We start from the raw sequence: 23467 nt of genomic DNA on the forward strand, positions 1-23467 counted from the left end.
CGCCTGCCAGCACGGCGCCTAGCGTGCGCTCGATGAACCGGGGCTGAATAATTCTGACCTTGCGGCACCAATGCCACCTCGCAGTTTCGAACTGTTCTATTTATTCAATGAAAACAATAAGTTGCACAACAACAGCCTCGCGCGTACTGAGTTTCGCCATGTAAGAATCGGTCACGGCGAGGCATCGAGATGAGCGAGATTTCTGCAGGGGACGTGGTTGCGGCAATCGGCCGAAGCGACGAACTCATCATCCGGGAAATGCTGCGGACCAAGGCGACGCTGCTCGAACTGCGCCGCGCGCTCGCTTTCGCAAAGGGCCCGGCCAATGCGAGCCCGGCCGCCTACCAGGCCTTGCCGGCGCGGATGCAGCGCCTCGTCGATCTGTTGACCGCCGCGCTCGAGGGCTCGACCCGGGGCGTCGAACCAACACCGCAGAGCAAGGCCAGCAGCCGACTGGAGGACGCGCACCGTGCCGCTTGAACTGATCCATGACGAGAACACCGAGGCCGCCCGCGCCGCGCTGCGGCAGGTGGTGATGACGGCATTCTGCAACGCCTTGCACGATTCCCAGCTCGCCCCGATGACCGTGATGCGGCTCGCCGCCGAGGCGATCGGCTCGATCTATCGCGAGGTCTCCGATGCCCATCGCCATGAGGACGCTTGTCCATGCGGCTGGCGGCCGAGCCCGGAGCAGGATATCGACACCCTGCAGTCGGCCCTGGCGCGCCTGGCAAGACCGGCGCCGATCGCCGATCTGAGGCTGGTCGAGGTTGCCGGCCGGGCTTAGATCATCGGTGATCTGAGTTTTAGGGTTTGCATCGGCTTTCCCGAGAACCGCTATCCACTTTTCGGACCGATGCTTCAGGCGCGGGCACGCGCGCAAGCGCCAACGATCGAGGACGTGAGGACATGAACCAGAGCCAGGCGGCCCTTGCCGCAGCGCCCGGGGATGGCGAGGCAATGCTGCGCCTGCTCGAAACGCGCCGCTCGGTCGGGATGACGATGCTCAGCGAGCCGGGCCCAGATGCGGCAGCGCTGGCCCGCATCCTGACGATCGCCGCCCGCGTGCCCGACCATGGCGTGCTCGAACCCTGGCGCTTCATCGTGCTTGCCGGCGAAGCGCGCAAGCGGGCAAGCGAGCATGTCTCGCGGCTCTATGCCACCGAGAACGCGGCGATGGATTCCGAGAAGCGCGAGAAATTCACTGGGATCATCGGCCGCTCGCTGACCTATGCGCCCCTGATCGTCCTCGTCGTCAGCAAGAGCGACCCCGAGGCGCGCGTCCCGGTCTGGGAGCAGGATCTCTCCGCCGGGGCGGTCTGCATGAACCTGCTCACCGCAGCCCACGCGCTTGGCTTCGGCGCGAACTGGCTCACCGGCTGGGCCGCCTACAGCCCCGGCGTGCACGCCCTGTTCGGGCTTTCGAGCGGCGAGAAGCTCGCGGGCCTCGTCCATATCGGCACGGCGAAGGAAGCGCCGACCGAGCGCCGGCGCCCCGATATCGAGGCGATCACCTCCGTGTGGACGGGGACAGACTGACCGGAAGCCGGCGAGCCTGCGTCAGACCAGGGCCGGGCTGCCAGCCGCACCGATCGTCTGACCGAGATAGCTGCGCCCGAAGGTCTCCATCACGGTTGCTACCATGTTGCGGGCGACATGGAGCTGGTCTTCCTCGAAGGCGATGGCGCGCGGCGAGTTCAGGACGATCTCGTAGCTCGGGAAATAATCGACGAAATCGAAGCGCCGGTAGAGTTCCTCTGTGACGGCGCGCAGCACCGATTTCGAGGCACTGTTGGCCACGATGACATCGGCATCCTTGAACGTCGCTCCTAGCGGCACGGGCGAAACGGTGACGATGAAGCGCATCTCGGGATGGCAGTGCTCGCGGATCAGCGCAATCGTATCGAGCATGTCGTTCAGGGTCGCCTCGTAACCGTAATCGACGAAACGGAAGCGCTCGGGCATGCGCGAGAGCCAGGTCGGGCCGGGATGGATGTTCATGGCGAGCCCGGTCTCGGAGTCGAGCCAGGTCTCGGTCAACCCGAGCGTGAAGAAGCAGATCCGCGCCTCCCTGATCCGCGCGGTCGCGGCCGTCAGGCGCTTGCGATTGGCAAGGGCGGTCTGCTGGTCGAGCAATCTCAGGCCGCTGGCATGGGGATCGAACCACTGGTCGGGCGCGAGCTCGATCAGCCCTTCGTTCGGATAGGGTTCGTCGAGCAGGACGCGCTTGAGCTCATGCGTCATGGACCGCACCGAGTACTTGTTGAGCGCGCCGCGACTCAAACTTCCACGCGCCGCACCGCCGCCGCGGCCCGTCGCCTCGTTCCAGCTCTCGAAATGCTCGGCGGGAACGCCGTGGCCTTCGAGCAGGAGCGACAGCCCACGCATCATCAGGACGTTCTCGACCTCGCGCGCGAAGCAGGAGCCCATCGTAAAAATCGGCCAGGCCGGATCGATCTGGAACTTCGGCTTATGCTCGACCGAGAGATAGTTGCCGGTCGTCAGCCGCTCCTTGGCCATGCGCTCGGGCTTGCCCGAGATCCAGCCGCGCACCGGATTGCCGCGCATGATCGTGAGCGCGGTGCCCGCGTCGTATTCGATCTTCATGGTCTGCTCCTGCCGCTCCTGGCCGTCGACACCTTGCCGCCGGCCTTTTTCAGGGTGTTCAGTTCAGGCGCCCCCATAGCTTACGCGCTGCGGCGAAGCTCGCCCTCGCCCTTCAATAATCAGGGTTCAGGACAACGGGTCAGCCTCACATCCGGTGGGGGGCGCCGTTCCTGTCGAGGAAGTCACGCATGCGGTCGTAGGAGGCGGCATAGCTCTTCGCGAGCGTGTTGAGCTGAGCTTCCTGATAGACAGCTCGCCACCCGCCTTCGGCGAGGGCGGACTCCGGTACGACAGGGATCTTCAGGGTCTCGGCCAGTTCCTGGCTGCGCGTGTCATAGGCGACGAGTACGCCCGGCACGCCCTGCGCCACCGCCGGCAGCACGCCGTGGACGCGGTAGCCGACCGCGAGATCGAGCCCCTGAGCAAATGCGTCATAGCGCTCGACATCGAAGAAGGTGAAAAGCTGCTTCTCGTAGATCCGGCGCATCGCCGCATCATCGGAGCCACTCCACCAGCCCGTGTGAACGAACTCGGCAACGGCCTTCTCCATCGCCTTCTCGTCGCGCAGGAAGAAGGCTTTCTCCTCCTGCTCGCCATGCGAAGACATCACCATCTCGCTCTGGCGATCGACCTTGAGAAGCGCGGCCTTCTGGTTGCGCAGATAGGCTTCCGGGTCGGCGGTATAGCTCTTGTCCGCCTCGCGCCTGAGGCTGAAGGCGACCTTGCGGATCTCGCGCTGGTCTGGAACCCGGATGGCGAGATCGCGCTTGCGGGTCCGAAAGATCGAGGGGCAGCCGACCACGTCGACATTGCGAATGCCGTTATGGCGCAGCGTCTCGGCGCTGAAGGCGCCGCGTACGCCAATGGCGGCGCAGCGGTCGGAAACGATCTGCCAGAACCGCTTCGAGGCGTCCGGCAGTTCAATGGCGCGGTTCTGGCTCGCCTGCGCGCCGACACCGATGGCGTAGACCGGCAGCTTGACCTTCTCCAGCACCTCGACGGCACGGAACCACTCCATTTTTTCATGGATGAAATTCGAGCCGCGGACGAAGACGTAGTCGAACTCGCTGGCATAGCGCTCGATATCGGCCTCCATCGGATTCATGATCTTCATCGGCTCGAGATGCGCATAGCGCAGAAGCTTGAGCGTCGAGTCGAAGACGATCATGTCGCCGATGTTGAAATAGTCGGAGAGCAGCTTCTCCATCGGTGCCCGGTACCAGCGCACCTTGTCGTGCTCGTAGACCTCGCCGGCCGGGTAGATCACCAGTGCGCGCAGCTTTTTCTCGGTCGCGATCGGGGCGAGGCCCGAGCCGGGCGCGATCTTGCCGCTCTCGGCATCAAGCACCGCGATCTCGCGCGGCCGACCGTCGGCGAGCCTGGGCAGCGGGATGGTGAGCTCGGCAACGGCCGCGTCGCCGGTTATCACCGCGCCCGGCAGGATCGTCGCATAATCCTGACCGTCCAGCCGCAGGCGCAGCGCCGGCCAAGCCCCATCGGGACGCTTCGCGACGGAGACGACGATCTCGTTCGTTGTGGCACGCAGAATTTTCAAGGCTGGTCCTTCACGATGTGGATCTTGACGCGGACGAGGTCGCGCTCGGGACCGAGCTTGCAGTCCTTCACCCGCATCCGGGTCATGAACAGGAACGCCTCGTCCCCGGTCGTTTCGAAATTGCGCGAAGTGGAGTCGGGGTCGGCAACCGCGCCATAGGCGTAGCGGGTCGTGTCCGCGCAGTTCTTGCTCCACATCGTCGGCTGCACGACGAGCGTCTGCAGCGGCGACCAGCGCAGCAGATCCGCGGACCAGCTATAGGCGACGCGGCCGCCCGCGATCCCCTGGCTGGGGTCGGGACCGAGATGGAGCACGGCCAGATAAAGTCCGCTCGGCTCGTGCTTGGTGACGGAGCCGACCGTGGTCGGCAGTCCCTTGAGCGGCTGGCAGGGCTTCGCCTGCGAGAGGTCCTCGCGATAGGGATCGACCGCGCGCACCGTGTAGTCGGTACCGTCAAAGGCCCGCCATGAGGCGGCGTCCTTGATGTCGGTGCTGCGGAACAGGCAAACACCACCCTTCTGGCCCTCGCCGCCGGTGGTCGCGATCAGCGCATACCAGGCGCCGTCCCGCTCGATGATGTTGGACGGGTTGAAGAACCCGCGATGGCGCCCCTGGCCGACATCCTGGCGGAAGGCGGGCGCGGCGACGAGTTGGCGCGGCTCTGCGCTGAAATGGCGCCCGCCATCGGTCGAATGCGCGGCCGTCACGACATTGTACCAGCAGCTCATCCTGTCCTTGAAACGGCAGGCGGTGCCGTAGCGGTCGGCATGGTACTCCGCATGAACCAGCCCGAAGACGTCGCGACCGTCGCTGGTCCATGTCGCGGTGAGCCAGTTCTTGTCACTGAACTCGCTCGGGTCGGGACTGCTCTTGGCCTCGTAGGAAACCGAACAGGAAATCCCGATCCGGTCGAGGCTGGGGCCGGCCATGGCGCGGTTGCGGTAATTGCTGGCGAAGGCGACCACCGCACCATTCTGATTGCGGAAGGCCCGCAATGGTGCGTCTGGAATATGCCATTCCTCGCAGCGCTGGCGCGACCAGGCGTAGACGGTCTCCTCCATGGCGCCGGGAACGATCTCGACGCGATAGCCGGGAGCCTGCGCAAACGACAGGTGCGGAACGGCGAGCAGCGGCAAGGCCGCTAGCGTGGCCGCAAGGATGGTGCGTTCCGCCATCAGGCCACCTTTCGTTCGGCCTCGGGAATGGCGGGTGCGAGCGCCGCCCTGGGCGCCGGTGCGCGCATCTTGGTGTCGACCTTGTTCTCGACCAGGAAGTCGCGCATCGCGGCGTAGACCTGGGCGTAGGTCGTGTTGAAGCGGTCGAAGCGCGCCTGATCCCAATGCTCTTCCAGCCTGAAATCCTGGCCGGAGAAAACGTCGAAGCTCGGGATCTGGAAGGTCTCGGCGAACTCGACCGTGCGGCTGTCATAGGTGAAGTAGATCGAGGGCGTGCCGTTGGCGAGCGCCATCAGGTTGCCGTGCAGCCGGTAGCCAAGCACGAGATCGAGGCTGCGCACGAGATTCTCGTAGTCGGCAACCACGTCCGAATAGAACATCCGGCCGCGATAGAGCGCCTCCATCGCCTCATCGAGGTACCAGGAGGTGGCCCACTCGTTCCGGCGCAGCGCCGCCATCGCCTCCTCCTTCTGCTCCGGTGTTCCCAGCGCGAGCTTCTTCTCCTCGATCTCGCCCTGCGCCATCAGCGTCGCCTCGAACCGGCCCGCCAGCGACTTCACGAGGTCGCGGTGGAAGGTGAGGTAGCGCTTGATGTCCTGCGCATAGGTCGGCGAGACCTCGCGCCGCAGCGTGATGCCGACCTTCTTCACGCTATCAAGTGCAGGCAACTTGATCGCGAGATCCGGCTTGTTGGCGCGGAACGCCGTGGGACAGCCGATGATCCGGACATTCTTGATGCCGATCTCGTTGAGGATCTCGGCCGAATAGGTGCCGCGCACGCCGAGCGAGGCGGTCGAATCCGCCATCAGCCTGAGTACGGTCTTGGTGTCCTCGCTGAGCTCAAGCTTGCCGCTGACCGGAGCCTGCGCGCCAATGCCGAAGGCGATGACCGGAATCTTGAGCCGGCGCAGCACATCGGCCGTCTGGCTCCACTTCATCTCGGCGTGGACGTAGTTCGAACCGCGCAGGAAGACGTAGTCGTATTCCGCATTCATCCGGTCGATCAGCGCCATGTCCGGATTGGCGATCGGCAGAACGTCGAGCTTCTCGAAATTCAGCAGCTTCAACGAAGAGTCGAAGACGAAGGCGTCGCCGATATTATGGTAGTGATTGATATGGCTCGCGAGGTCCGCGTGCCTGTACCAACGCACATTGTCATGGTCGTAGACCTCTCCCGACGGGATCATGACGAGGATGCGGGCCATGGTTCTGTCTCCCCTGGTTTTCGTGTCAGCTTCTTCTGGCATCAGGCGATCATTGGCGTGGCCGCGCGACTGGCCGGAACCGGCATGCCGCGCTGCTCGATCAGGCGCTGGTAAAGCGCGATATGCTGGGCTGCGCAGTCGATATGGGTGAGCGGCCGGGTGATCCCGGCGCGCAGGCGCGACCAGAGATCGGGCTCGCTCAGCGCACGGGTCATGCAGTCGACCAGGTCCTCCGAGCTGCCCGAGCGGAAATGCAGGCCGTTGACCTCGTCGACGATCTTTTCCGCCATGCCGCCGATATTGCTCGAAAGGATCGGGCGGCCATGGAAATAGGCCTCCTGGATCACGATCGGCGAGTTCTCCCACCAGACCGACGGCATCACCACCCAGTCGACCGAGCGCATCAGGTTCGGCATTTCATGGTTCTGGAAGGCACCGCAGAAGCGCACCCGCCGACCGGCATTCTCGACGAGCTCCGCGAACTTCTTCTTGTAGGCCTCGGGCTGGCGCTCGAGATTGCCGCCATAGACGAGCAGGATGGAATCCTCGCCCCAGACGGCTTCCGGAATGCGGGTGACCGCGTCGATCAGCACATCGGCCCCCTTGTAGGGCGTGAGCTGGCCGAAATAGGCGAAGCGCGACCGCCGTGCTGCCTTGTCCGGCAAGGGCCGGGGCGGCGCGACCTCGGCAACGTCGATTCCGTTCTCGATCACCGAGAAGCGATCGGCCGAGAGGCCCCAATCCTGGTAGCGCTCGGCCAGGAAGCGGCTCGGCGAGATGAAATGATCGGCGAGATTGAGCATGCCCCGGATGAAGGTCTCGCGCGCCAGGAAGCGGCCGGGTGCGATATCCGGGAAGCAGGCATTGCAATCGGTCGGCGAAGCCCGGTAGCAGAGCTTGAAGGCACCGGTCTTCACCATCTGGCCGTGGTGATGGCAGATGCTGAGATATTCGTGGAAGGTCACCACGATGAGAGCGTCGGGCAGCGTGTCCCGCACCGCGAACAGGCATTCGAGCCCGAGCCCGATGAAATGGTGGAAATGCACCACATCCGGCTTCAGATCGCGCAGCACGCGGACGAAATCGCGCTCGATCTCCTCGGTGTTCCGGTTCGAGAGCAGGAAGTGATCGTATTCCTCGGCGTAGTAGAGCAGCTCGCCGCCACGCTGGCGCAGGCTCATCAGCGCCGTGCCGGCATGGCGCGGCGTCGGCGAGCCGACACGGGCGAGGTAATGCGCGTCGAGGCCTTCGCTTGCCTGCAGGCCCTTGTGCAGGTTGTAGGAGGCGATTTCGGCGCCGCCGAGAGACAGGGTCGGGTGTCCATGGGACACGACGAGTACGCGCATCATCATCCTCGCATGTTCGAAACGGCCAGCGCCCAGCGACGGTCGAAGCTGGAGCGGTCGGCGAGCTGGGCAAGCGAGACCAGATGCGGCCGCGCCATCTCGCCATCATCGACGACGTAAACCTCGACCTCCGGCACCCAGATCGAGGGGAAGCCGTTCATCCTGAGCTTCAGGCAGAGATCGAGGCCCTTTTCGGCCGTCGTGAAGTAGTTGCGGGCGAAGCCGCCCGCCTCGATGAAGGCCGCGCGCGACATCACGCAGCATTCGGTGGCGCCGGCCGCGACTTCCATCGGGCCGAGATTGCCGATCGCCTCCAGGGGATAGCCGACGAAGCGGTTGAAGACGCGCCGGCTCGGCCCCTCCCCTTCCATCCAGGCGCCGGCCCAGCGGATCGAGTTGTCTTCGAAGAGCAGCGTCGGGCTCGCGACGCATTGTCCGCCGCGCGCCTTGAACGCGCGCTCAAGCCGGCCGAGCCAACCGGGCATGCGGATCTGCGCGGCCCCCGAGAGTAACGCGATGGTCTGGAAGCGGCAGGCGCGCGCGCCGGCCTCCATCGCGTCGCAGGCATCCTCGACCCCATCGACGAGCGCAAGCCGCACCGCGAGGCCGTAGAAGCGAGCAAGCCGGCGTGCCTCGGCACCGACCCGGTCGAAGCTCTCGCCGGGGACCGCGAGCACGATCGGCACCGGGCGTATCTCGGGGTCGATCGCGAGCAGGGCAAAGAGCGAGGAGAGCTCGCGCTGGCGATGGTCGAGGCCGATCACCAGCCCCAGATTCGCATCGGCCTTGAAGGCGCCGATGTCGAAGGTCTCGATCACGCGCGGCGGGGCGATCTCGGCGGCTTGCAAGGCGGGAGCGATCTGGCGTTCGACCACCGAGGCTGCGGTCGAGGATTTCGGATCAAGCAGCGCGAAGACGCGCTCGAGCGTGCGCCGCGGCTGGCCGCGCCCGGCCTCCAAAGGCAGGAAGGCAGGGCCGGATCCCTCGATCTCGAACTCGAGATAGAGCGGCTGCCCGGGCTCGGGCGTGAGCTTCGGTGCGAAGACGATGAAGCCGTGACTGTTGCGCCGGCCGCCGAGCATATGCGCAAAGCGTGGGTCGCCTGCAAAGGCATCGGCGACGTCCGGACGCGACACGCGTGTCCAGACGCGGTCGAGCACGCAGGACTGGCTTCCGGAGCGCAGGGTCACCGCGCTGACATGGCGGTCCGGATCGAACAGCCAGCCGATGATCAGCGTGCCGGTGCCCTCCACGATGGTCGCGTCGTCGATGCCGGCCCGCACCGGCGCCTCCAGCAATGCAACCGTGTCGCGGCCATCGAAGCGCTGCGAGGCACGCCGGAGCTTGTCCGACGTCGCTTGTGGCGCGCTGCCGCGCTGCAGCCCGTCTCGCAAATGACCGGGAACCGTGATCGGTTCGAGCAGGACATGGCGCTCATAGACATCGAGCGCGCGCCAGCCATCCGTGGCGCGGAAGAACAGACGCTCGATCTCGCTGGGATGGCGGATCTGGCATTCTTCGAGCAGGCCGAAGAAGCCCCGCGCGCCGTCGGCAAGATCGTCACGCTCGAAGGTTCCTGCCTCCAGAACGGCGAAGGACAGCCCGCCATGGGCGATCAGCAGCTTGGTCCGGCCTGCCGAGAAATCGGAGGTCCAGCCCTGAATGAAAACGCCGTCGTCGATCGGCCCCATGACCTCGACGAAGCCGCCGGGCTTGGCGATCGACTGGAGCAGCATCGAGGCAGCACGCAGGCGGCGCGGATTGGGTTTTCCGGCGAGCAGGATCTCCAGGAGCCCGTCGACAACCATTGGGAAAGCCTGCCCCGAATCCTCGGCAAGGCCGGCAAGGAAGGATTGCAGCGGCAGCGGCTTCGACGCCAGCACGAGGCGCAGCGGCCGGCCGGGACGACCGAGCAGCAGGGCGCCGGAGCCGGATCGGTCGGTCGCGGGCGCAGGTGCGAGGCAAAGGAAGCCGATGGCTGCCGGGGCCTCGGCCTGCGGCCGGCGCCAGGTCAGCGCCATGGTCTCGGCCTTGTTGCGCGGATTGCCGTCGACGGCGACAGGCACCTTGCCCGGCATCGCGTCGCAGGTGCTCATGATCAGGATGGCGTTCTCGCCGAGCGGCGTCCAGGCGACGGTCGGCGCCGGGCTGATCCGGGTCTGATCGGGGACGATCACTTCACTCATCGCATCACCGGTCCAGCAGGATCAGGGTCAGGGTCACGAAAGACATCAATGCGGCGAGCCCGGAGAGCGAACCGAGCAGGATGGTCGCCTGCCGCATCGGGCGCTGCGCCTCCTTGCGGATCGTGACCAGGCGCTCGTCGAAGCTGCGCAGCGTCGCATCGAAACGGAGCTGGAAGACATCGAGCTCGGCCAGGCGCTGGGAAATATGGTCGGCACGCGCGGCCTCCGCTGCCTCGTCGCGCTGTACGCCGCGGTCCGCCATGCGCGTCGTCATCTCGTCGAGTTTCTCGACGAGTTCCTTCTGGGCGAGCTGCCCACGCCGGTTGAGCGCGATCAACGCCTCGACGCGATCGAAGAAGCGCGCAAGCGGCACGGCGATCGCAGCCTCGGCTGCGAGCTCCGCCGGCGGCGGTAATCTGAGCTCGAGCTCGAGATCCGTGCTCGGAGAGACGCCGACGATGCTCAGCCGATCGCGGGCTGCGACCAGCGTGTCATCGAGTTCCATCGCAAAGGCATGGCGCCCGTCGCCAATGCCGTTGCGGCGAAGGTCGATGCGGCTCTGGTCTGCGACGGCCTCCAGCGCAACCCGCCCATCAAGCTTGAGCCGGACCTTGAGCCGCTCCTCGGGACGGGTTTCATCCCAGATCCAGCCATGCAGGCGGTTGCCGTCGAGGGCATCGACTCGGCCATTGAGGCGCGCCGGAACGACATTGGGCAGCCGCTCGGTTCCGTCGGGATCGCGCATCACCGTCATGCCGCCTCCGCGAGTGTGAGCCTGTCGAACAGCGCGAGATGCGCCGTGGTGCATTCAGTGATGGTCGGCTGGGGCCGGATGCCGTCGACGAGGCGCTCCCACAGGCCCTTCTCCTCGACCGCGCGCCGCAAGGTCCGGGCAAGCTGGGCCGGATCGCCCGGCCGGACATGCAGCCCGTCGATGCCATCCCGCACCATCTCCGCCATGCCGCCGATACCGCTGGCGATGACGGGGCGGCGGTGCTGGAACGCCTCCTGGATGACGAGCGGGGCATTCTCCCACCAGATCGAGGGCATCACCACCCAATCGATCTCGGCCATCAGCTCCGGCATCTCCTCGCGATGATAGGGACCGCAATGGGTGACCATGCCGTCCGACGCCGCGAGCGCCGTCTCGAACTGCGCAACGAAGGCCTCGCTCTGGAACGGGGCCCCGCCATGGATGCGCAATTCGAAGCCGCGCAGGCCCGACGCACTGAGCAGCGAGGCTGCCTTGACCAGCTCCAGCACTCCCTTCCAGGGATTGACGTTGCCGAAATAGCCGAAGCTGGCACGGGGCCCGCGCTTGGCCCGGTGCGGCGCCGGCTCGCGAGCCGGGCGGGCGTTCTCGATGACGTCGATGCGGTCGCGCGCCAGCCCCCAGTCGACATAGCGCTGGCGCAGGAAGCGGCTCGGCGCGACGAACTGATCCACCGCTGCGAGATGGGTCTTCAGGAAGCGCTCGCGCAGCAGGAAGCGGTCGGAGCCGATTCCGGGAAAGCAGCCCCGGCAGCGTGTCGGAGAAGCTGCCGTGCAGCGCTCCTTGTCGGTCGGCCGCACCATCAGCCCGTCATTATGGCAGATCGGGTAATAGTCGTGCAGCGTCATCACGATCTTCACCGCCGGCAGGAGGCGTCGCGCCAACGTCAGGAACTCGGCCCCGATCAGCACGAGATGGTGGATGTGGATCACATCCGGCCGGTATTCCTGGAGCAGGCCCGCGAGATCCTGCAGGGTGCCGTAGTGATCGATCTGGCTGAGGTAGAAGCGGTCGAAATGGCCACTCCACAGCAGGACATCGCCATCGGTTCCGGTAGCCTGCAATGCCGTGCCGGGATGCGCCTCGCGGTGGATCGCGTTGGTTGCGCCGAGGAAGAGCACGTCGCAGCCCTGCTCGCGATAGCCGCCGGCAAGGTCATGAGCCAGAATCTCGGTGCCACCGGGATGCAGATCTGGATGGTTATGCGCGACGACGAGGATGCGGCGGCTCATCGGCTGCGCTCCGGTTTGGTCGCGATCAGCACGTCCTGGTAATGCGGTGCGTTGATGCCGCGCCAATGGCCGCGTCCAAGGCTCTCGACGAGCAGCCCGGCAGCTTGCGTCTGCGCGATCAGGAATTCCTCCTCGATGCCGGCGGCAGCAAGCGGTGCCTCCTCGATGGCGTACCAGCCCGGCCCCTCGCGCCAGCGCTTGAACTTCAGGCGCTCCTGTCCGGTCGGCTGCCCGTCAATGGCGAAGGCGGTGAGGAACAGGCGCCCTCCCGGCGCAAGCAGGCGACAAGCTTCCTTGAGGTAGACGGTCAGTTCTTCCGGCGGCAGATGCGTCGCCACCGAGACCATCGTGATGAAATCGAAGCTCTGGTTCGCGAAGCCGAAGGCGACTTCGGTACCGGGCAGCGAGCCCTGCGGATTGTAGAGGGGATGGGCGATGTCGAGCCGCTGAAAGCGGAAGCGCGGGTAGACCGGCGTGATCGTCTGGGCACACCAGAGGATGCCGTCCATCACGGGGTCGACCCCGTCGTAGCTCGCCTTCGACGGATCGAGATACTGCGTCAGCGGCACCGCCATGCGGCCGATGCCACAGCCGATGTCGAAGACACGCTCCGTCGGCTGCAAGCGGCCGATCCGGACGTAGTGACCCAGGAATTCCGCGCCGATCTCGCGGTAGTCGCCGTCACCGACAAAGATGTTCTCGGCCGGCGGATGCGGCAGGAAGCGGTTGGTGCGGATATGGTCGAGCAGCCAGTCGAATTCCTTGCCGGGAGGGTTGAGGATCGCGCCCGGACCGGGCTCGGTGGGACGCAGTGCCAGGGTCGCCGTCATGCAGCGTTTGCCCTCCTGAGGACGGTACGGGGAAGAATTTCGGCGTCGCGCGCGGGCGCCGCCTTGCGTGGCAAAGCCGATTCATCGGCCATCAACGCATCGATCTGGGCATCCCAGCGGCTCGTCTGCAGCCAGGCATTGTGCTGCGAGGCGACGCCGCGGGTGTAGTCCAGGCTCTTCGAGATCGACTGGCGCTCGAGATGATAGAGCGCGACGGACGGCACATATTTGATGCCGAAGCCGGCCTGCCGGATCTTCAGGCAGAGGTCGCTATCCTCGTAGTCGCCGATGACATAGCTGTCGTCGAAGCCACCCACCTCGTTGAAGAGCGAACGCGGCAACATGATGCAGGCGCCGGTGACGCCCGGTACGAGCCGCTCGACATTGGCGGGCCCATAGCTGCCCGGCATGCCCTTGAAGTAATGATGGTTGAGCCAGACGCCGTGACGGTCCCGCTTGAAGAGGAGGCCGGCATGCTGCAGCGAGCCGTCGTCATAGAGCAGTTTGGGCCCGACGGCGCCGACACGCCCGCGCCGGTCGAGCTTGCGCGCCAGCGCGGGCAGCCAGCCGGCCTCGCTTGGGATCACATCCGAATTGACCATCGCGAGCACATCGCCACGCGCCGCCTCGGCCCCGGCATTGCAGGCGGCCGAGAAGCCGCCATTGCGGCCCATCACCACAAGCTGGATCGGCAGGCCATAGGCGAGATGCAGGCCGCCGAGCAGATGCGCGACCTCAGCCTCATGCTCGGGGGAATCGAGCACATAGATCAGCTCGGCCTTCTCGACGAACCAGGGATCGGCTGCAAAGGCCGACACCTGGATCCGCAGGAAGTCATAGACGCGGTAGAGCGGGATCACGACCGAGACACCCGGCCGGTCCGGCAGGGTGCCGATTGTCCGCAGCCGCGGCTCCGGCAGGCTGTCGCGCAGCGCGGACTGGCACGCGGCAAGCACCGGCGCGAGGCTCTGCTGCAGGATTTCAGCCGTGAGGTGCTGCGGCGGGATTGAGGCCAGGGCCCGGGCGCGGATGGTCGCGATGTCGGCGGGCTGCGGCGCCGGGCGCAGGAAAAGCGTGGTCCCCGATCTCAGCTTCAGCTCGCAGCGCGGCTGCAGGACAGGAGCGCCGCCGGCATAGTCGGGCACGAGCCCGAGGAAGCCGGTCACGGCCCGGTTGTCGCCGCCGGGCTCGGCCATCAGGGCCGGGAATCGCGCGATCCGGTCGCCGATCGGGCTCGGCGCGCCTGTGCTGCGATGGATGAGGATCTGATCGAGCAGACCGTCCGAATCGCGGTACCAGCCACCGAGCAGCAGGCCGGCAGGGGTCGAGACCGCGAGATCGAGTTCCGCCGAGGGCAGGTCGTCGCGACGACGGACGCTCTGGACCGGCAAGGGCAGTCGCCGCTGCATCTCGATCGCGAGCAGGCGGCCCTGTTCGGACTGGCCGGCCAGTTGCTCGACGAGCCAGCTGCGCAGATCGTCATGCTCGCTGGCCTTCCCGGCCCACCAGCGGCCGAGCGTCGGCGCCGTGGCACGTTCGGGAAGGGCGCGGACGATCAGCCCGACATCGCTGTGCAGGACGAGCAGCCCCGCTCCGCGCGGCTGGGGCTCATCGAGGATCAGGTGCAGCGAGCGGCGCGCGCTCCGGTCAGGTTTGCCGAGCCGCGGACGCGCGACGATGCGCGTCAGGCTTGCAGGGCCGAGCCAATAGGCGGCCTTGACGGCCTCCAGGCGCGCGGGCACCGAGGATTCGAGGAGAACCTTGCCTTCGGGAAGGGCTGCGACGGGCAGGACCGGTGTCGGCTTGCGCGACAAGGCGAGAAGGAACTGGCGCAGGAAGCCGAGATAGGCACTGGTCTCGCGCAGGCTGAACAGGGTCGGCCAGGTAGCGATCAGGGCGCTTGCAAGCGCAATTCTGGAGGCTGGCGTCAGTTCGCGCAGGATCTCGGGAGCCTCCGCCATCGCATGGACGAATTCGGGGTCGAAGGAGACGGCCTGATCCGGACCGAGATTGCCGCCGGACAAGGTCGCAATGATCTCGTCATGGCCGGTATGCCGGAACACCGAAACGATCCGGGTGCGCCCGTCGCCAAGCCCCAGCGTAAGCGAGGCTGAGGAGACCCGTCGCTCCCGGCTTGCCAGCGAAACCACCTGCCGATCAGCAAGCGGGCCATCGAGGCTCCAGCTCAGCAGGAACACCGAGCCGCCGAGCCGCAGCAACTCGGGATTGGAGCTTTGATCGCCGGCCAAGTGGCTGGGCGTGATCGTCAACATGGCGCAGATTCCGACTGAAGGGGGGCGACGCCGGCCGGAGCGGCCGGCGTCGCGAGGTCGTTACGCGACGGTGAAGTAGGAGTTCGGATCGCTCTGGACGTCCTCGGCGCTGACGCCGACGAGGGTGAGCGTGTCGCCATTGCCGAGATCGACGACGGCGTTGCCGTTGACCGACGTCGTGCGCGCGGCGACGTCCTCGGCCGAGGACACGCCGGTGCCGTTGATGTCGGATGCGATCTGCAGCATGTCGTGGCCGGCTTCGAAATCGAGAACGAGATCGTTGCCGCCGCCGCCGTCGAAGACGAAGACGTCACTACCGGCGCCGCCATGCAGGATGTCGTTGCCGGCACCGCCGAAGAGCAGATCATCGCCAGCGCCACCCTGAAGGATGTCGTTGCCATCACCGCCCATGAGCACGTCGGTGCCGTCGCCGCCCTGCAGCACGTCGTTGCCGGCGCCACCCTGAAGGATGTCGTCGCCAGGACCGCCCTGCAGGATGTCGTTGCCCTCACCGCCGAGCAGGACATCATCGCCGTCATTGCCGCGCAGGATGTCGTCGCCCGCTCCGCCGGAGAGGATGTCGTTGCCTTCGCCGCCGAAGAGCGCGTCATTGCCCTCGTCGCCGGACAGGATGTCGTCACCCTGGCCGCCGAAGAGGATATCGTTGCCTTCGCCGCCGAAGATCGCGTCGTTGCCGCCATCTCCGAAAAGCAGGTCGTTACCCTCTTCGCCGAACAGCGTGTCGACGCCGTTGCCGCCCTTGACGATGTCGTCTCCGGCTCCGGCGTGGATCACGTCGCTGAACCGGCTACCGATCAAGAAGTCGTCGAACGCGCTGCCTTCTATCGTGGCCATAGTCACCTCCTGGGAGTGGATTGAAGCGCCTTGAGGACCGGCGCGCATTCGCCGCTCACTCCGACTAACGGCGCCGCCCCAATGACGAGCAGATGACTCGTCATTGCTCAACGGAGCTAAGCCTACCGAATATGTGCGATGCAGCAAGAGTTTTGTTGTGACAATATTATGGCGCGAAAAGATTTACTGCCATTAATTCTCTAATTGTCGAGCGTTATACGTTGAATGAATTTCAAAATTCGAAATATAAATCGAAACGTATTCTTACTTTGCTGAATTCATTGCGAAAATTCGCACCAGCCCGCCCCTGTTCAGTCCTCCCGGAACGCCCGGTTGAAGCTCTCGGCGAAGGGGGCCAGCAAATAGTCCACGGCGCGCCGCGAGCCGTTCACGATCAGCACCTCTGCCGCCATGCCGGCATGAAGGGTGACCTTGTTCTGGGCGAGGCTCTCTGGCGTGATCTCGGCCCGGACGATGAAATAGGCGACGCCGGTCTTCTCATCGACAAGCTGGTCGGCAGCGACATAGGTCACCTTCGAGATCAGAGGCGGCATCAGCCGCGCATTGAAGGCGGTCAGGCGCACCCGCGTCTCGGCACCGAGCTTGACTGAGTCGATGTCGCGCGGATCGACCTTGGCCTCGACGATCAGGGGCTCGCGCTCGGGCACGATGTCGAGAATGGCCTCCCCGGCGGCAATCGCACTTCCGGCGGTCCGCGCCCGGATATTGGCGACGATACCCTCCTGCGGGGACATGACCACAAGGCGGCGCAGCACGTCCTCAGCCTGAACGATGCGCTCGACCACCTCGGACAAGGCGAGCTGGCTATCCTGCAGATCCTTGGCGATCTCGTTTTGCCGTTCGAGGCCGAGCGAGGTGATCTCGAGCTGCGCGCCGGCGACCGCCTGCTCCGCCTTGGCCTTGCGGGCCGCGGCTTCGCCACTGCGCCCGGCAAGCTCGCTCTGCTTGGTCTGGAGTTCGACGAGCTGGCTGCGCTTGGCATAGCGCTTCTCGTAGAGGTCCCCGACCACGCGGACCTCCTCGTCGATCAGGCTACGCTGAAAGCGCGTCGCCTCGATCTGGGCCTGAAGCGCCTCGGTCTCGGCCTGATGCTGCTCGATGACACGCTTCTGGATGCTGATGCGCCCGTCATAGACCTGGGTGCGCGCCTGGAAGAGCTTGCGTTCCGCTCTGATGACCTCCTGCGCGATCGGCGTTCCCGCCATCTTGAGATCATCGGGAAAGTCGATCTCCGTCGCGTTGTTCTGCTCGGCGCGCAGCCGGGCCAGCCTGGCCTCGAAGCCGACGCGCTTGCCGTGGAGTTGCTGCAGCTCGGCGCGGGCACGTGCGTCCTCGAGCCGTAGCAGGGGCTCATCCTTGACGACGCGGTCCCCTTCAAGCTTGAGCAGCATCTTCAGGACCCCGCCCTCGAGATGGCTGACGGTCTTGCGCTTGCTGTCGACCACGACGGTACCGACCGCGACGGCAGCATTGTCGAGCCTTGCCGTCACCGCCCAGGCCCCGAAGCCGCCGAAGCCGATCGCGATCGCGCTGACGCCGGCCAGCACGAGATTGCGCAGCGAGGGCATCCGCTCCTCCGGCTCCTCGACGGGGGTGACCGGGACGAGCGCGCGGCTCATGCTCATGGGGGCTGGGAGCTTGCTCATGCCGTCACCTCGCGGGGCTTGCTCGCGCCGGTCTGCGGCTTGGGTTCGATTTCGACGAGACCACCAGGCGTGATCATGCCGGCGATCGCGGAACGCGGTCCGAACTGGGCGATCCTGCCTTCGCGCAGCACCAGGATCTTGTCGACGATCTGCATCACCGAGGGGCGATGCGCGATCAGGATGACCATGGCACCGCCGTCGCGTGCGGCATTGATGGCGCGGATCAGGCTTTGTTCGCCTTCCGCATCGAGATTGGCATTGGGCTCGTCCAGCACCAGCAGGCGCGGCGCGCCGTATAGCGCCCGGGCGAGGCCGATACGCTGGCGCTGGCCGCCCGAGAGCTTGAAGTCGCCGTCATTGACGTTCGTGTCGTAGCCGAGCGGCATGCGCCCGATCAGCTCATGCACGCCGGCAGTCCGGGCGGCCTCGAGAATGGCCTGCGGCTCCGGAACACGCATCCGGGCGATATTGTCGGCGATGGTACCGTTCAGCAGCGAGACCGATTGCGGCAGATAGCCGACCATGGCGCCGAAGGAGGCGCGCTCCCAGAGATAGACATTGTGACCGTCGAGATAGACGCCGCCGACATTCGGCTTGAGAACCCCGACGAGCAGTCGCGCCAGAGTCGATTTGCCGGCTCCAGACGGGCCGACGATGCCGAGCACCTCGCCCGGCGACAATGAGAACGAGACACTCTTGATGACCGTCTGCTCGGCACCGGTCGGAGCGTAGACGACGCGGTCGATCACCAGATCGCCCTGGGTCGGTGGATTGGCGGTGGTCTGGCGCCGTGACGAGCCGAGCAGCAGCAGATCGCGAACGCGCTTCCATGCGGCGGCCGCGAGCACCCATTGCCGCCAGTCGGAGATCATCGAATCGAAAGGCGCCAGCAGGCGGCCGAGCAGGATGCTCGCCGCCATCAGCGTGCCCACCGAGACTTCGTTCTTGATGATCAACGTGGCACCGGTCGCATAGATCGCGAGCTGCATCGTCATGCGCGAGGCGCGGGTCACGGCTGCAATCAGTTTGCCGCGGCGCGTGCCGAGATCGAGCAGCTCGATCATCGCCACCTGCTTGCCGCGCCAGCGCCTGGCCAGAGCCGGCAGCATGCCCATGGCCTCGATCGTCTCGGCGTGCCGCAGGCTGGCCCCGACATCATTGATACTGGCGACGCCTTCTTCGTTGGCCTCCTTCAGCACGCGGCGCGTCAGCACGTCGGAGAGCACGCCGAGCATCAGCAATATGACCAGCGAGATTGCACCTACGAGCCCGTAAACCGGGTGGAAGGCGAAGAGCACGGCAAGGAAGATCGGCGACCAGGCCGCCTCGAGCGGCGTCGCGATGGCCGAGCTCGCAATGAAATAGCGGATATCGTTCAGGTCGCGAATCGCCTGGGTGGCCTGGGCCGAGCCCTGTTCGAGCGAAGCACTGACGGCCGCTTCCAGCGCCGGCAGATTGAGGCGCCGGGCGAAGCCGCTCGCCATGGTCTGGAAGGTCAGGGAGCGAATGAACTCGATGACGCCGTAGAGAACGAGACCTGCGATCGCGATCACCAGCAGCATGGTGAGCGTGTCGAAGCTGCGGCTGACGATGACACGGTCCTGTACCTGCACCATGAACATCGGCACGGTCAGCAACAGGATGTTGACGCAGAAACTCAGGAAGGCCGCATAGGCAAGGCCACCGGCAAAGGAGCGCTGCAGTTCACGGATCAAACCATCGGGCGCCGAGGCTGCGACCTTCATTCATATCTCCGTTGCAGAGGGGTCCGGATCGGCCGGGGTGACGGCCAATCATCAACCACAAAATATCGCTAGAAGGGGACACGATCGATTACTAGCATGTTGCGCTAGGAGTGTCGTTATGATGACAGACTAAGAATCGAATATCTTCGATTATTAAAGAGGAATATGGCCAAAAAACGCAATACTTTGAATTTTGAAACAGTTTATACCTATCAAAAAATTGCTACAATCTTAGTTTCCACATATCGTCGATGGCATGTGCTTTGCGTATAGGCTATTCCACTCCAGAAGGGGTTTTCTTCGGGCGGGGTGCCCATTTTCAAACGAGGCGGAGTAGAGAATGCATTCGAAACCGCAATACGGCGCCCAGTTCCTGGGTGCCGCAGTCAACGGCCAGCCCGGCCGACCAGAGCGGAAAACTGATTCGGACAATGGAATTTCGAGGAACACCGTCACCCAGCTCGACCTCGCCCGCCTGATCGACAGGGTCCACCGGCGCTTTCTCGACTATCTGCGCCTGGAGTTGACCCGGCTGGGCGTCGATGATGTTTCGCCCTCGCAGGTGATGGTGCTGCTGACGATCGGCACTGGGGAGATCGCGGTGCGCGACCTGCTCGACCGTGGCTATTACCTCGGCTCGAACGCCTCCTATAACCTCAAGCAGTTGGTCGAGAGCGGCTATCTCGAGCGCGGCGCCTCGCCGCGTGACCGGCGGCTTGCCCGAATCTCGCTGTCCCCCAAGGGCCAGCTTCTGGTCGAGCGACTCAAGCAGCTCGATGAGAGCAACCAGTTCGGCCCGAGCCAGGATCTCGACGTCGAACCGGACATGCGAACGACCTACGACACCTTGCGGCGTCTCGAGCAACTCTGGAGCGACGCCCTGCGCTATGGAGGGGTTCTGCTGGCGTCATGCGCGTCTTATTCGTTCATCGTTCAGGATCTGGTCAATTCGCTCACCTGATCGGGCGCCTCCTCGGCGACGGCGCCGAGGTGACGCTGGTCACGGAACATGCGGAAGCCGTCCGTCCCGGACTGCGCCAGATTCTCTACACCGTCAGCGGACCCGTAACGGCGAGCCCCAGCCTCGCCGCGACGGAATATCACGTCAGGACAGGCGAAGCCGTGGCTTCCGTCCTGCGGCGACTGCCGCGCAATGAACGACCCGACGTCATCATCGGCCATACCGGCTGGGGTGGGCTGCTCTTCGCGAAGGACGTGCTGCCGGACACGCCGATGCTCGGCTATTGCGAGTACTATTACAACGATCGGGACTCGGATTTTGACTTCGAACCCGCGGACGAAGCGACGGACGCCGAGCGGATGCGGCTGAGAATGCGCAATGCCGCGCAACTCCTGACCCTGCAGGCCATCGACGCCGCCTATACCCCGACGCGCTGGCAGCACCGACAGTACCCTGCCAGCATCCGGGACCGGATCGCGATCTGCCATGACGGCATCGATACGCAGCTATCCCGGCCGAATGCGGAGGCCAGTTTCACACTGCCCGATGGCAGCGTGATTCGCGCCGGCGACGAGATCGTCACCTTCGTCGCCCGCGACCTCGATCCCTATCGCGGCTATCCGCAATTCATGCGCGCCGCCGCGCTGGTCGCACAGACAAGACCCGATGCCCGCTTCGTTGTCGTCGGCGGGGACGGCGCAGGTTATGGCCGGTCGCGTCCGGATGGGCGCCTCTGGCGCGAGGCGATGCTGCAGGAAACCCGGCTTGGCGAGCGCCTCGTTCACATCTCCTGGCTGGCACATCAGGAGCTTCGGCGGCTGTTCCAGGTCTCCGCGGCTCATGTTTACCTGACTGTGCCCTTCGTCCTCTCCTGGTCCCTGCTGGAAGCGATGGCCTGCGGCAGCCTGGTCGTCGGCTCACGCACTCCTCCGGTCCAGGAGGTGATCACCGACCGCCGCAACGGGCTGCTCGCTCCGTTTCACGACGTGCCGGCCCTGGCAGCCACGATCGTGCAAGCCCTCGAACGGCAGGGCGAGTTCGAGGGCCTGCGCCGCGCGGCACGGGCGACAGTGCAGGCGAGATTCGAGCTGGAAAGCTGCCTCGACCGACAGATGCGCCTGATCGAGAGATTGGCGGCACAGGGCGATCCCACGGGGACGGAGATGCCCTGGGTCGAGGCCAGCTGAAGCCGCGCTATTGGACCATTTGGGCGGGGCCGCGCTGGAAGGTCATGGCCTCGGTGATCAGGCGTCCACGCCGCATCGGCTTCACGCCGGCCTCCTGCCAGCCATCGGCCATCATCAGCCGCGCCACCATCCTGTGAATGCGCTTGAGATGGGTTGCGGGGTCGCAGGATAACCAAGTTCCGCAGGTTTCTTCGATGAGTGTGACCAAAGGCTCGAGGGGAGGATCCCCCTGCTCGGCTGCGTATTGCAGGGCCGCATAGCCGGCTGGGGAGGAAATGATCTCCCAGACTTCAAGCGGTTCAGTTCCCCTCATCATGGCTGCCGGCCTTTCCGTCTGCCCGGAAGAACCGGACCTATTACTGCCGCGAGTAGAAAATCCTGCGTCCGGCCGCCATCGGATGCAGAATGCAGAACTATACTACCGTTTCATTGAGGAAAGAAAGTGCCGGGCGTCGTTCCCCGAGCCCTTGATCCGCCGAGGCCGATGCGCCCCCGCGCTCGACCTCTTCCAAAGCACAGGAAATGAACCGTCGCGGGCCTGACGCCCGCGGCATCAGGCCGTCGCCGCGACGGTTCTGCAGCATCAGGCTGCCCGCGAGCCGGGAGCCGCCGCCAGGCAGCCGCCGAGCAACCCGGAAGCGCGGCCGCGACGCATGTCGCGGCGCGATGCCTCAGCCAGCTTGCCTCGCCTCTTGGCAAGTCTCCCAGAGGCGGCCGCCGGTCACGATCCCCGCCGCCGTCAGGCGCTCGGCGCCCTGCAGGATCGCGCCGGTCGAATCGATATAGTCGAAGGCCCCGGCCTCAAGCGACAGGATCGAGATGTCGGCGATCGTCCCGGGGGCAAGCGTACCCAGTTCCGGACGCTCGATCGCCTGCGCTGCATTGACCGTCGTGCGCCTGATGACCTCACCTACCGGCATGCCGAGGCAGAGGAACTTTGACATCGTCGTCGTCAGATCGAAGGCCGGCCCCTCGATGCACAAGGCGTGGACGTCGCTGGAGATCGTGTCCGGAGCAAAGCCATTGGCGAGCATGGTGCGGGCGACGTCGAAGGAGAACGAGCCCATGCCATGACCGATATCGAAGATGATGCCGCGCTCACGCGCCGCACTGACGGCCGGCAGCACGCCGCCATCCCGCGTCACGGGCGAGTTCGGGAACGGCCGGAAGCAATGGGTCAGCACGTCGCCGGGGCGCATCAGGGCGAGCACCTGCTCGAGCGTCGGAGGCGGATGATCGATATGCACCATCATGCGCATGTCGAGCCGCTCCGCCGTCTGGCGCGCGATTTCGAGCGGGACGAGGCCGGCAGTGCCTGATGCGTGATGGCCGACGCGCACCTTCAGACCGGCGAGCACATCGCGATTGGCCTCGGCGACCGCCAGGGTGTCGATCGGCGCCAGCAGGCGTTGGTCACCGCTCTCGCCGACCATGATGGTCTTCGAGAAGGCATAGATGCCGGCGAAGGAGATGTTGAGATAGGCAACGATTCGCACCGGGCAGGTGTCGATGACATGCCGGCGGAAGCCGTCGAAATTTCCGGCACCGGCACTGCCGGTATCGACGAGCGTGGTGCAGCCGCGGCGCGCGAGGGTCAGCGGGTCGACCCCCAGCGACGTCCCGCCCCAATAGACATGGGTGTGCAGGTCGATCAGGCCGGGCGTGACGATCCTGCCGGAAACATCGTGGATCTGCGGAGCCTCCAGGCGCGGCGCCAGGGCTGCAATGCGCCCGTCCGCAATGCCGACATCAAGAACCGCATCGATGCCCTGGCCAGGGTCGACAACCCGCCCGCCGCGCAGAACCAGATCGAGAGAGGACATTGGTTACCCCTGGGTCATATGGAATTTAATTACAGAGCCAGATAGAAA

20 protein-coding genes are annotated in these 23467 nt (G+C 65.4%); 5 read left to right on the top strand and 15 right to left on the bottom strand.

Annotation, left to right across the window (positions count from 1 at the left end):
• Positions 1-189: 189 nt before the first annotated feature.
• From BIWAKO_RS07735 to BIWAKO_RS07745, 3 genes are all read left to right on the top strand, one after another.
• Positions 190-480 carry a hypothetical protein gene (locus BIWAKO_RS07735; protein ID WP_069878081.1) on the top strand — a complete coding sequence of 97 codons (291 nt, stop codon included), beginning with the start codon at positions 190-192 and terminating at the stop codon, positions 478-480.
• Complete coding sequence (locus BIWAKO_RS07740) at positions 470-787, top strand: hypothetical protein (protein ID WP_069878083.1); 318 nt, start codon at positions 470-472, stop codon at positions 785-787. The genes BIWAKO_RS07735 and BIWAKO_RS07740 overlap by 11 nt, the downstream gene beginning before the upstream one ends.
• A 122-nt stretch (positions 788-909) precedes the next feature.
• Positions 910-1539, top strand: a complete 630-nt coding sequence (locus BIWAKO_RS07745) for a nitroreductase family protein (RefSeq protein WP_069878085.1) — start codon at positions 910-912, stop codon at positions 1537-1539.
• 21 nt (positions 1540-1560) lie between these two features.
• Here the strand turns inward: BIWAKO_RS07745 and BIWAKO_RS07750 are convergent, their stop codons facing one another.
• The 13 genes from BIWAKO_RS07750 to BIWAKO_RS07810 all read right to left on the bottom strand — a co-directional run bounded on the left by BIWAKO_RS07750 (position 1561) and on the right by BIWAKO_RS07810 (position 19448).
• Positions 1561-2607, bottom strand: a complete 1047-nt coding sequence (locus BIWAKO_RS07750) for a GSCFA domain-containing protein (protein ID WP_069878087.1) — start codon at positions 2605-2607, stop codon at positions 1561-1563.
• Positions 2608-2752: 145 nt separating this feature from the next.
• Positions 2753-4162 carry a polysaccharide pyruvyl transferase family protein gene (locus tag BIWAKO_RS07755; protein WP_069878089.1) on the bottom strand — a complete coding sequence of 470 codons (1410 nt, stop codon included), beginning with the start codon at positions 4160-4162 and terminating at the stop codon, positions 2753-2755.
• Positions 4159-5337 carry a glycoside hydrolase family protein gene (locus BIWAKO_RS07760; protein ID WP_069878091.1) on the bottom strand — a complete coding sequence of 393 codons (1179 nt, stop codon included), beginning with the start codon at positions 5335-5337 and terminating at the stop codon, positions 4159-4161. The genes BIWAKO_RS07755 and BIWAKO_RS07760 overlap by 4 nt, the downstream gene beginning before the upstream one ends.
• Positions 5337-6542 carry a polysaccharide pyruvyl transferase family protein gene (locus BIWAKO_RS07765; protein WP_069878092.1) on the bottom strand — a complete coding sequence of 402 codons (1206 nt, stop codon included), beginning with the start codon at positions 6540-6542 and terminating at the stop codon, positions 5337-5339. The genes BIWAKO_RS07760 and BIWAKO_RS07765 overlap by 1 nt, the downstream gene beginning before the upstream one ends.
• A gap of 41 nt (positions 6543-6583) precedes the next feature.
• A complete protein-coding gene (locus tag BIWAKO_RS07770) occupies positions 6584-7888 on the bottom strand; it encodes a glycosyltransferase family 4 protein (RefSeq protein WP_244523375.1) in 1305 nt (434 codons plus the stop codon).
• 2 nt (positions 7889-7890) lie between these two features.
• Positions 7891-10074: a glycosyltransferase family 2 protein gene (locus BIWAKO_RS07775; RefSeq protein WP_084651212.1), complete on the bottom strand. Its 2184-nt coding sequence runs from the start codon at positions 10072-10074 to the stop codon at positions 7891-7893.
• A 4-nt stretch (positions 10075-10078) separates the two neighbouring features.
• A complete protein-coding gene (locus tag BIWAKO_RS07780; RefSeq protein WP_069878095.1) occupies positions 10079-10828 on the bottom strand; it encodes a hypothetical protein in 750 nt (249 codons plus the stop codon).
• A complete protein-coding gene (locus tag BIWAKO_RS07785) occupies positions 10825-12078 on the bottom strand; it encodes a glycosyltransferase family 4 protein (protein WP_069878097.1) in 1254 nt (417 codons plus the stop codon). The genes BIWAKO_RS07780 and BIWAKO_RS07785 overlap by 4 nt, the downstream gene beginning before the upstream one ends.
• Positions 12075-12908, bottom strand: coding sequence for a class I SAM-dependent methyltransferase (locus BIWAKO_RS07790; RefSeq protein ID WP_069878099.1), 834 nt, complete (start codon positions 12906-12908; stop codon positions 12075-12077). The genes BIWAKO_RS07785 and BIWAKO_RS07790 overlap by 4 nt, the downstream gene beginning before the upstream one ends.
• On the bottom strand, positions 12905-15181 hold the full coding sequence (locus BIWAKO_RS07795) for a glycosyltransferase (protein ID WP_069878100.1): 2277 nt from the start codon (positions 15179-15181) through the stop codon (positions 12905-12907). Before BIWAKO_RS07795 ends, BIWAKO_RS07790 begins: the two co-directional genes overlap by 4 nt.
• 60 nt (positions 15182-15241) lie before the next feature.
• Positions 15242-16036 (bottom strand): calcium-binding protein, encoded by a 795-nt coding sequence (locus BIWAKO_RS07800; RefSeq protein ID WP_069878102.1) that lies wholly within the window; start codon positions 16034-16036, stop codon positions 15242-15244.
• A 311-nt stretch (positions 16037-16347) separates the two neighbouring features.
• Positions 16348-17703, bottom strand: coding sequence for an HlyD family type I secretion periplasmic adaptor subunit (locus tag BIWAKO_RS07805; RefSeq protein WP_084651213.1), 1356 nt, complete (start codon positions 17701-17703; stop codon positions 16348-16350).
• Positions 17700-19448 carry a type I secretion system permease/ATPase gene (locus BIWAKO_RS07810; RefSeq protein WP_069878104.1) on the bottom strand — a complete coding sequence of 583 codons (1749 nt, stop codon included), beginning with the start codon at positions 19446-19448 and terminating at the stop codon, positions 17700-17702. Before BIWAKO_RS07810 ends, BIWAKO_RS07805 begins: the two co-directional genes overlap by 4 nt.
• A gap of 340 nt (positions 19449-19788) precedes the next feature.
• Between BIWAKO_RS07810 and BIWAKO_RS07815 the strand changes: the two genes are divergently transcribed.
• Together BIWAKO_RS07815 and BIWAKO_RS07820 are read left to right on the top strand one after the other, a co-directional pair.
• Positions 19789-20409 (top strand): MarR family winged helix-turn-helix transcriptional regulator, encoded by a 621-nt coding sequence (locus BIWAKO_RS07815; protein ID WP_084651214.1) that lies wholly within the window; start codon positions 19789-19791, stop codon positions 20407-20409.
• A gap of 29 nt (positions 20410-20438) precedes the next feature.
• Positions 20439-21596, top strand: coding sequence for a glycosyltransferase (locus tag BIWAKO_RS07820; RefSeq protein ID WP_371331871.1), 1158 nt, complete (start codon positions 20439-20441; stop codon positions 21594-21596).
• A 7-nt stretch (positions 21597-21603) separates the two neighbouring features.
• Here BIWAKO_RS07820 and BIWAKO_RS07825 read toward each other — a convergent pair whose 3' ends face one another.
• Both BIWAKO_RS07825 and BIWAKO_RS07830 read right to left on the bottom strand, forming a co-directional pair.
• Complete coding sequence (locus BIWAKO_RS07825; RefSeq protein ID WP_069878107.1) at positions 21604-21912, bottom strand: hypothetical protein; 309 nt, start codon at positions 21910-21912, stop codon at positions 21604-21606.
• A gap of 355 nt (positions 21913-22267) precedes the next feature.
• Entirely contained in the window at positions 22268-23419 is a 1152-nt protein-coding gene (locus tag BIWAKO_RS07830; RefSeq protein WP_069878109.1) for an amidohydrolase/deacetylase family metallohydrolase, read from the bottom strand.
• Positions 23420-23467: the final 48 nt, after the last annotated feature.

The sequence above is a fragment of the Bosea sp. BIWAKO-01 genome (assembly GCF_001748145.1).
Lineage (GTDB): Bacteria > Pseudomonadota > Alphaproteobacteria > Rhizobiales > Beijerinckiaceae > Allobosea.

Coding starts and splice junctions, on each gene's coding strand:
- BIWAKO_RS07805 (WP_084651213.1), bottom strand. CDS start 17,703: ATGAGCAAGCTCCCAGCCCCCATGAGCATGAGCCGCGCGCTCGTCCCG.
- BIWAKO_RS07810 (WP_069878104.1), bottom strand. CDS start 19,448: ATGAAGGTCGCAGCCTCGGCGCCCGATGGTTTGATCCGTGAACTGCAG.
- BIWAKO_RS07815 (WP_084651214.1), top strand. CDS start 19,789: ATGCATTCGAAACCGCAATACGGCGCCCAGTTCCTGGGTGCCGCAGTC.
- BIWAKO_RS07750 (WP_069878087.1), bottom strand. CDS start 2,607: ATGAAGATCGAATACGACGCGGGCACCGCGCTCACGATCATGCGCGGC.
- BIWAKO_RS07785 (WP_069878097.1), bottom strand. CDS start 12,078: ATGAGCCGCCGCATCCTCGTCGTCGCGCATAACCATCCAGATCTGCAT.
- BIWAKO_RS07775 (WP_084651212.1), bottom strand. CDS start 10,074: ATGAGTGAAGTGATCGTCCCCGATCAGACCCGGATCAGCCCGGCGCCG.
- BIWAKO_RS07735 (WP_069878081.1), top strand. CDS start 190: ATGAGCGAGATTTCTGCAGGGGACGTGGTTGCGGCAATCGGCCGAAGC.
- BIWAKO_RS07745 (WP_069878085.1), top strand. CDS start 910: ATGAACCAGAGCCAGGCGGCCCTTGCCGCAGCGCCCGGGGATGGCGAG.
- BIWAKO_RS07825 (WP_069878107.1), bottom strand. CDS start 21,912: ATGATGAGGGGAACTGAACCGCTTGAAGTCTGGGAGATCATTTCCTCC.
- BIWAKO_RS07780 (WP_069878095.1), bottom strand. CDS start 10,828: ATGACGGTGATGCGCGATCCCGACGGAACCGAGCGGCTGCCCAATGTC.
- BIWAKO_RS07765 (WP_069878092.1), bottom strand. CDS start 6,542: ATGGCCCGCATCCTCGTCATGATCCCGTCGGGAGAGGTCTACGACCAT.
- BIWAKO_RS07800 (WP_069878102.1), bottom strand. CDS start 16,036: ATGGCCACGATAGAAGGCAGCGCGTTCGACGACTTCTTGATCGGTAGC.
- BIWAKO_RS07760 (WP_069878091.1), bottom strand. CDS start 5,337: ATGGCGGAACGCACCATCCTTGCGGCCACGCTAGCGGCCTTGCCGCTG.
- BIWAKO_RS07770 (WP_244523375.1), bottom strand. CDS start 7,888: ATGCGCGTACTCGTCGTGTCCCATGGACACCCGACCCTGTCTCTCGGC.
- BIWAKO_RS07795 (WP_069878100.1), bottom strand. CDS start 15,181: ATGTTGACGATCACGCCCAGCCACTTGGCCGGCGATCAAAGCTCCAAT.
- BIWAKO_RS07830 (WP_069878109.1), bottom strand. CDS start 23,419: ATGTCCTCTCTCGATCTGGTTCTGCGCGGCGGGCGGGTTGTCGACCCT.
- BIWAKO_RS07790 (WP_069878099.1), bottom strand. CDS start 12,908: ATGACGGCGACCCTGGCACTGCGTCCCACCGAGCCCGGTCCGGGCGCG.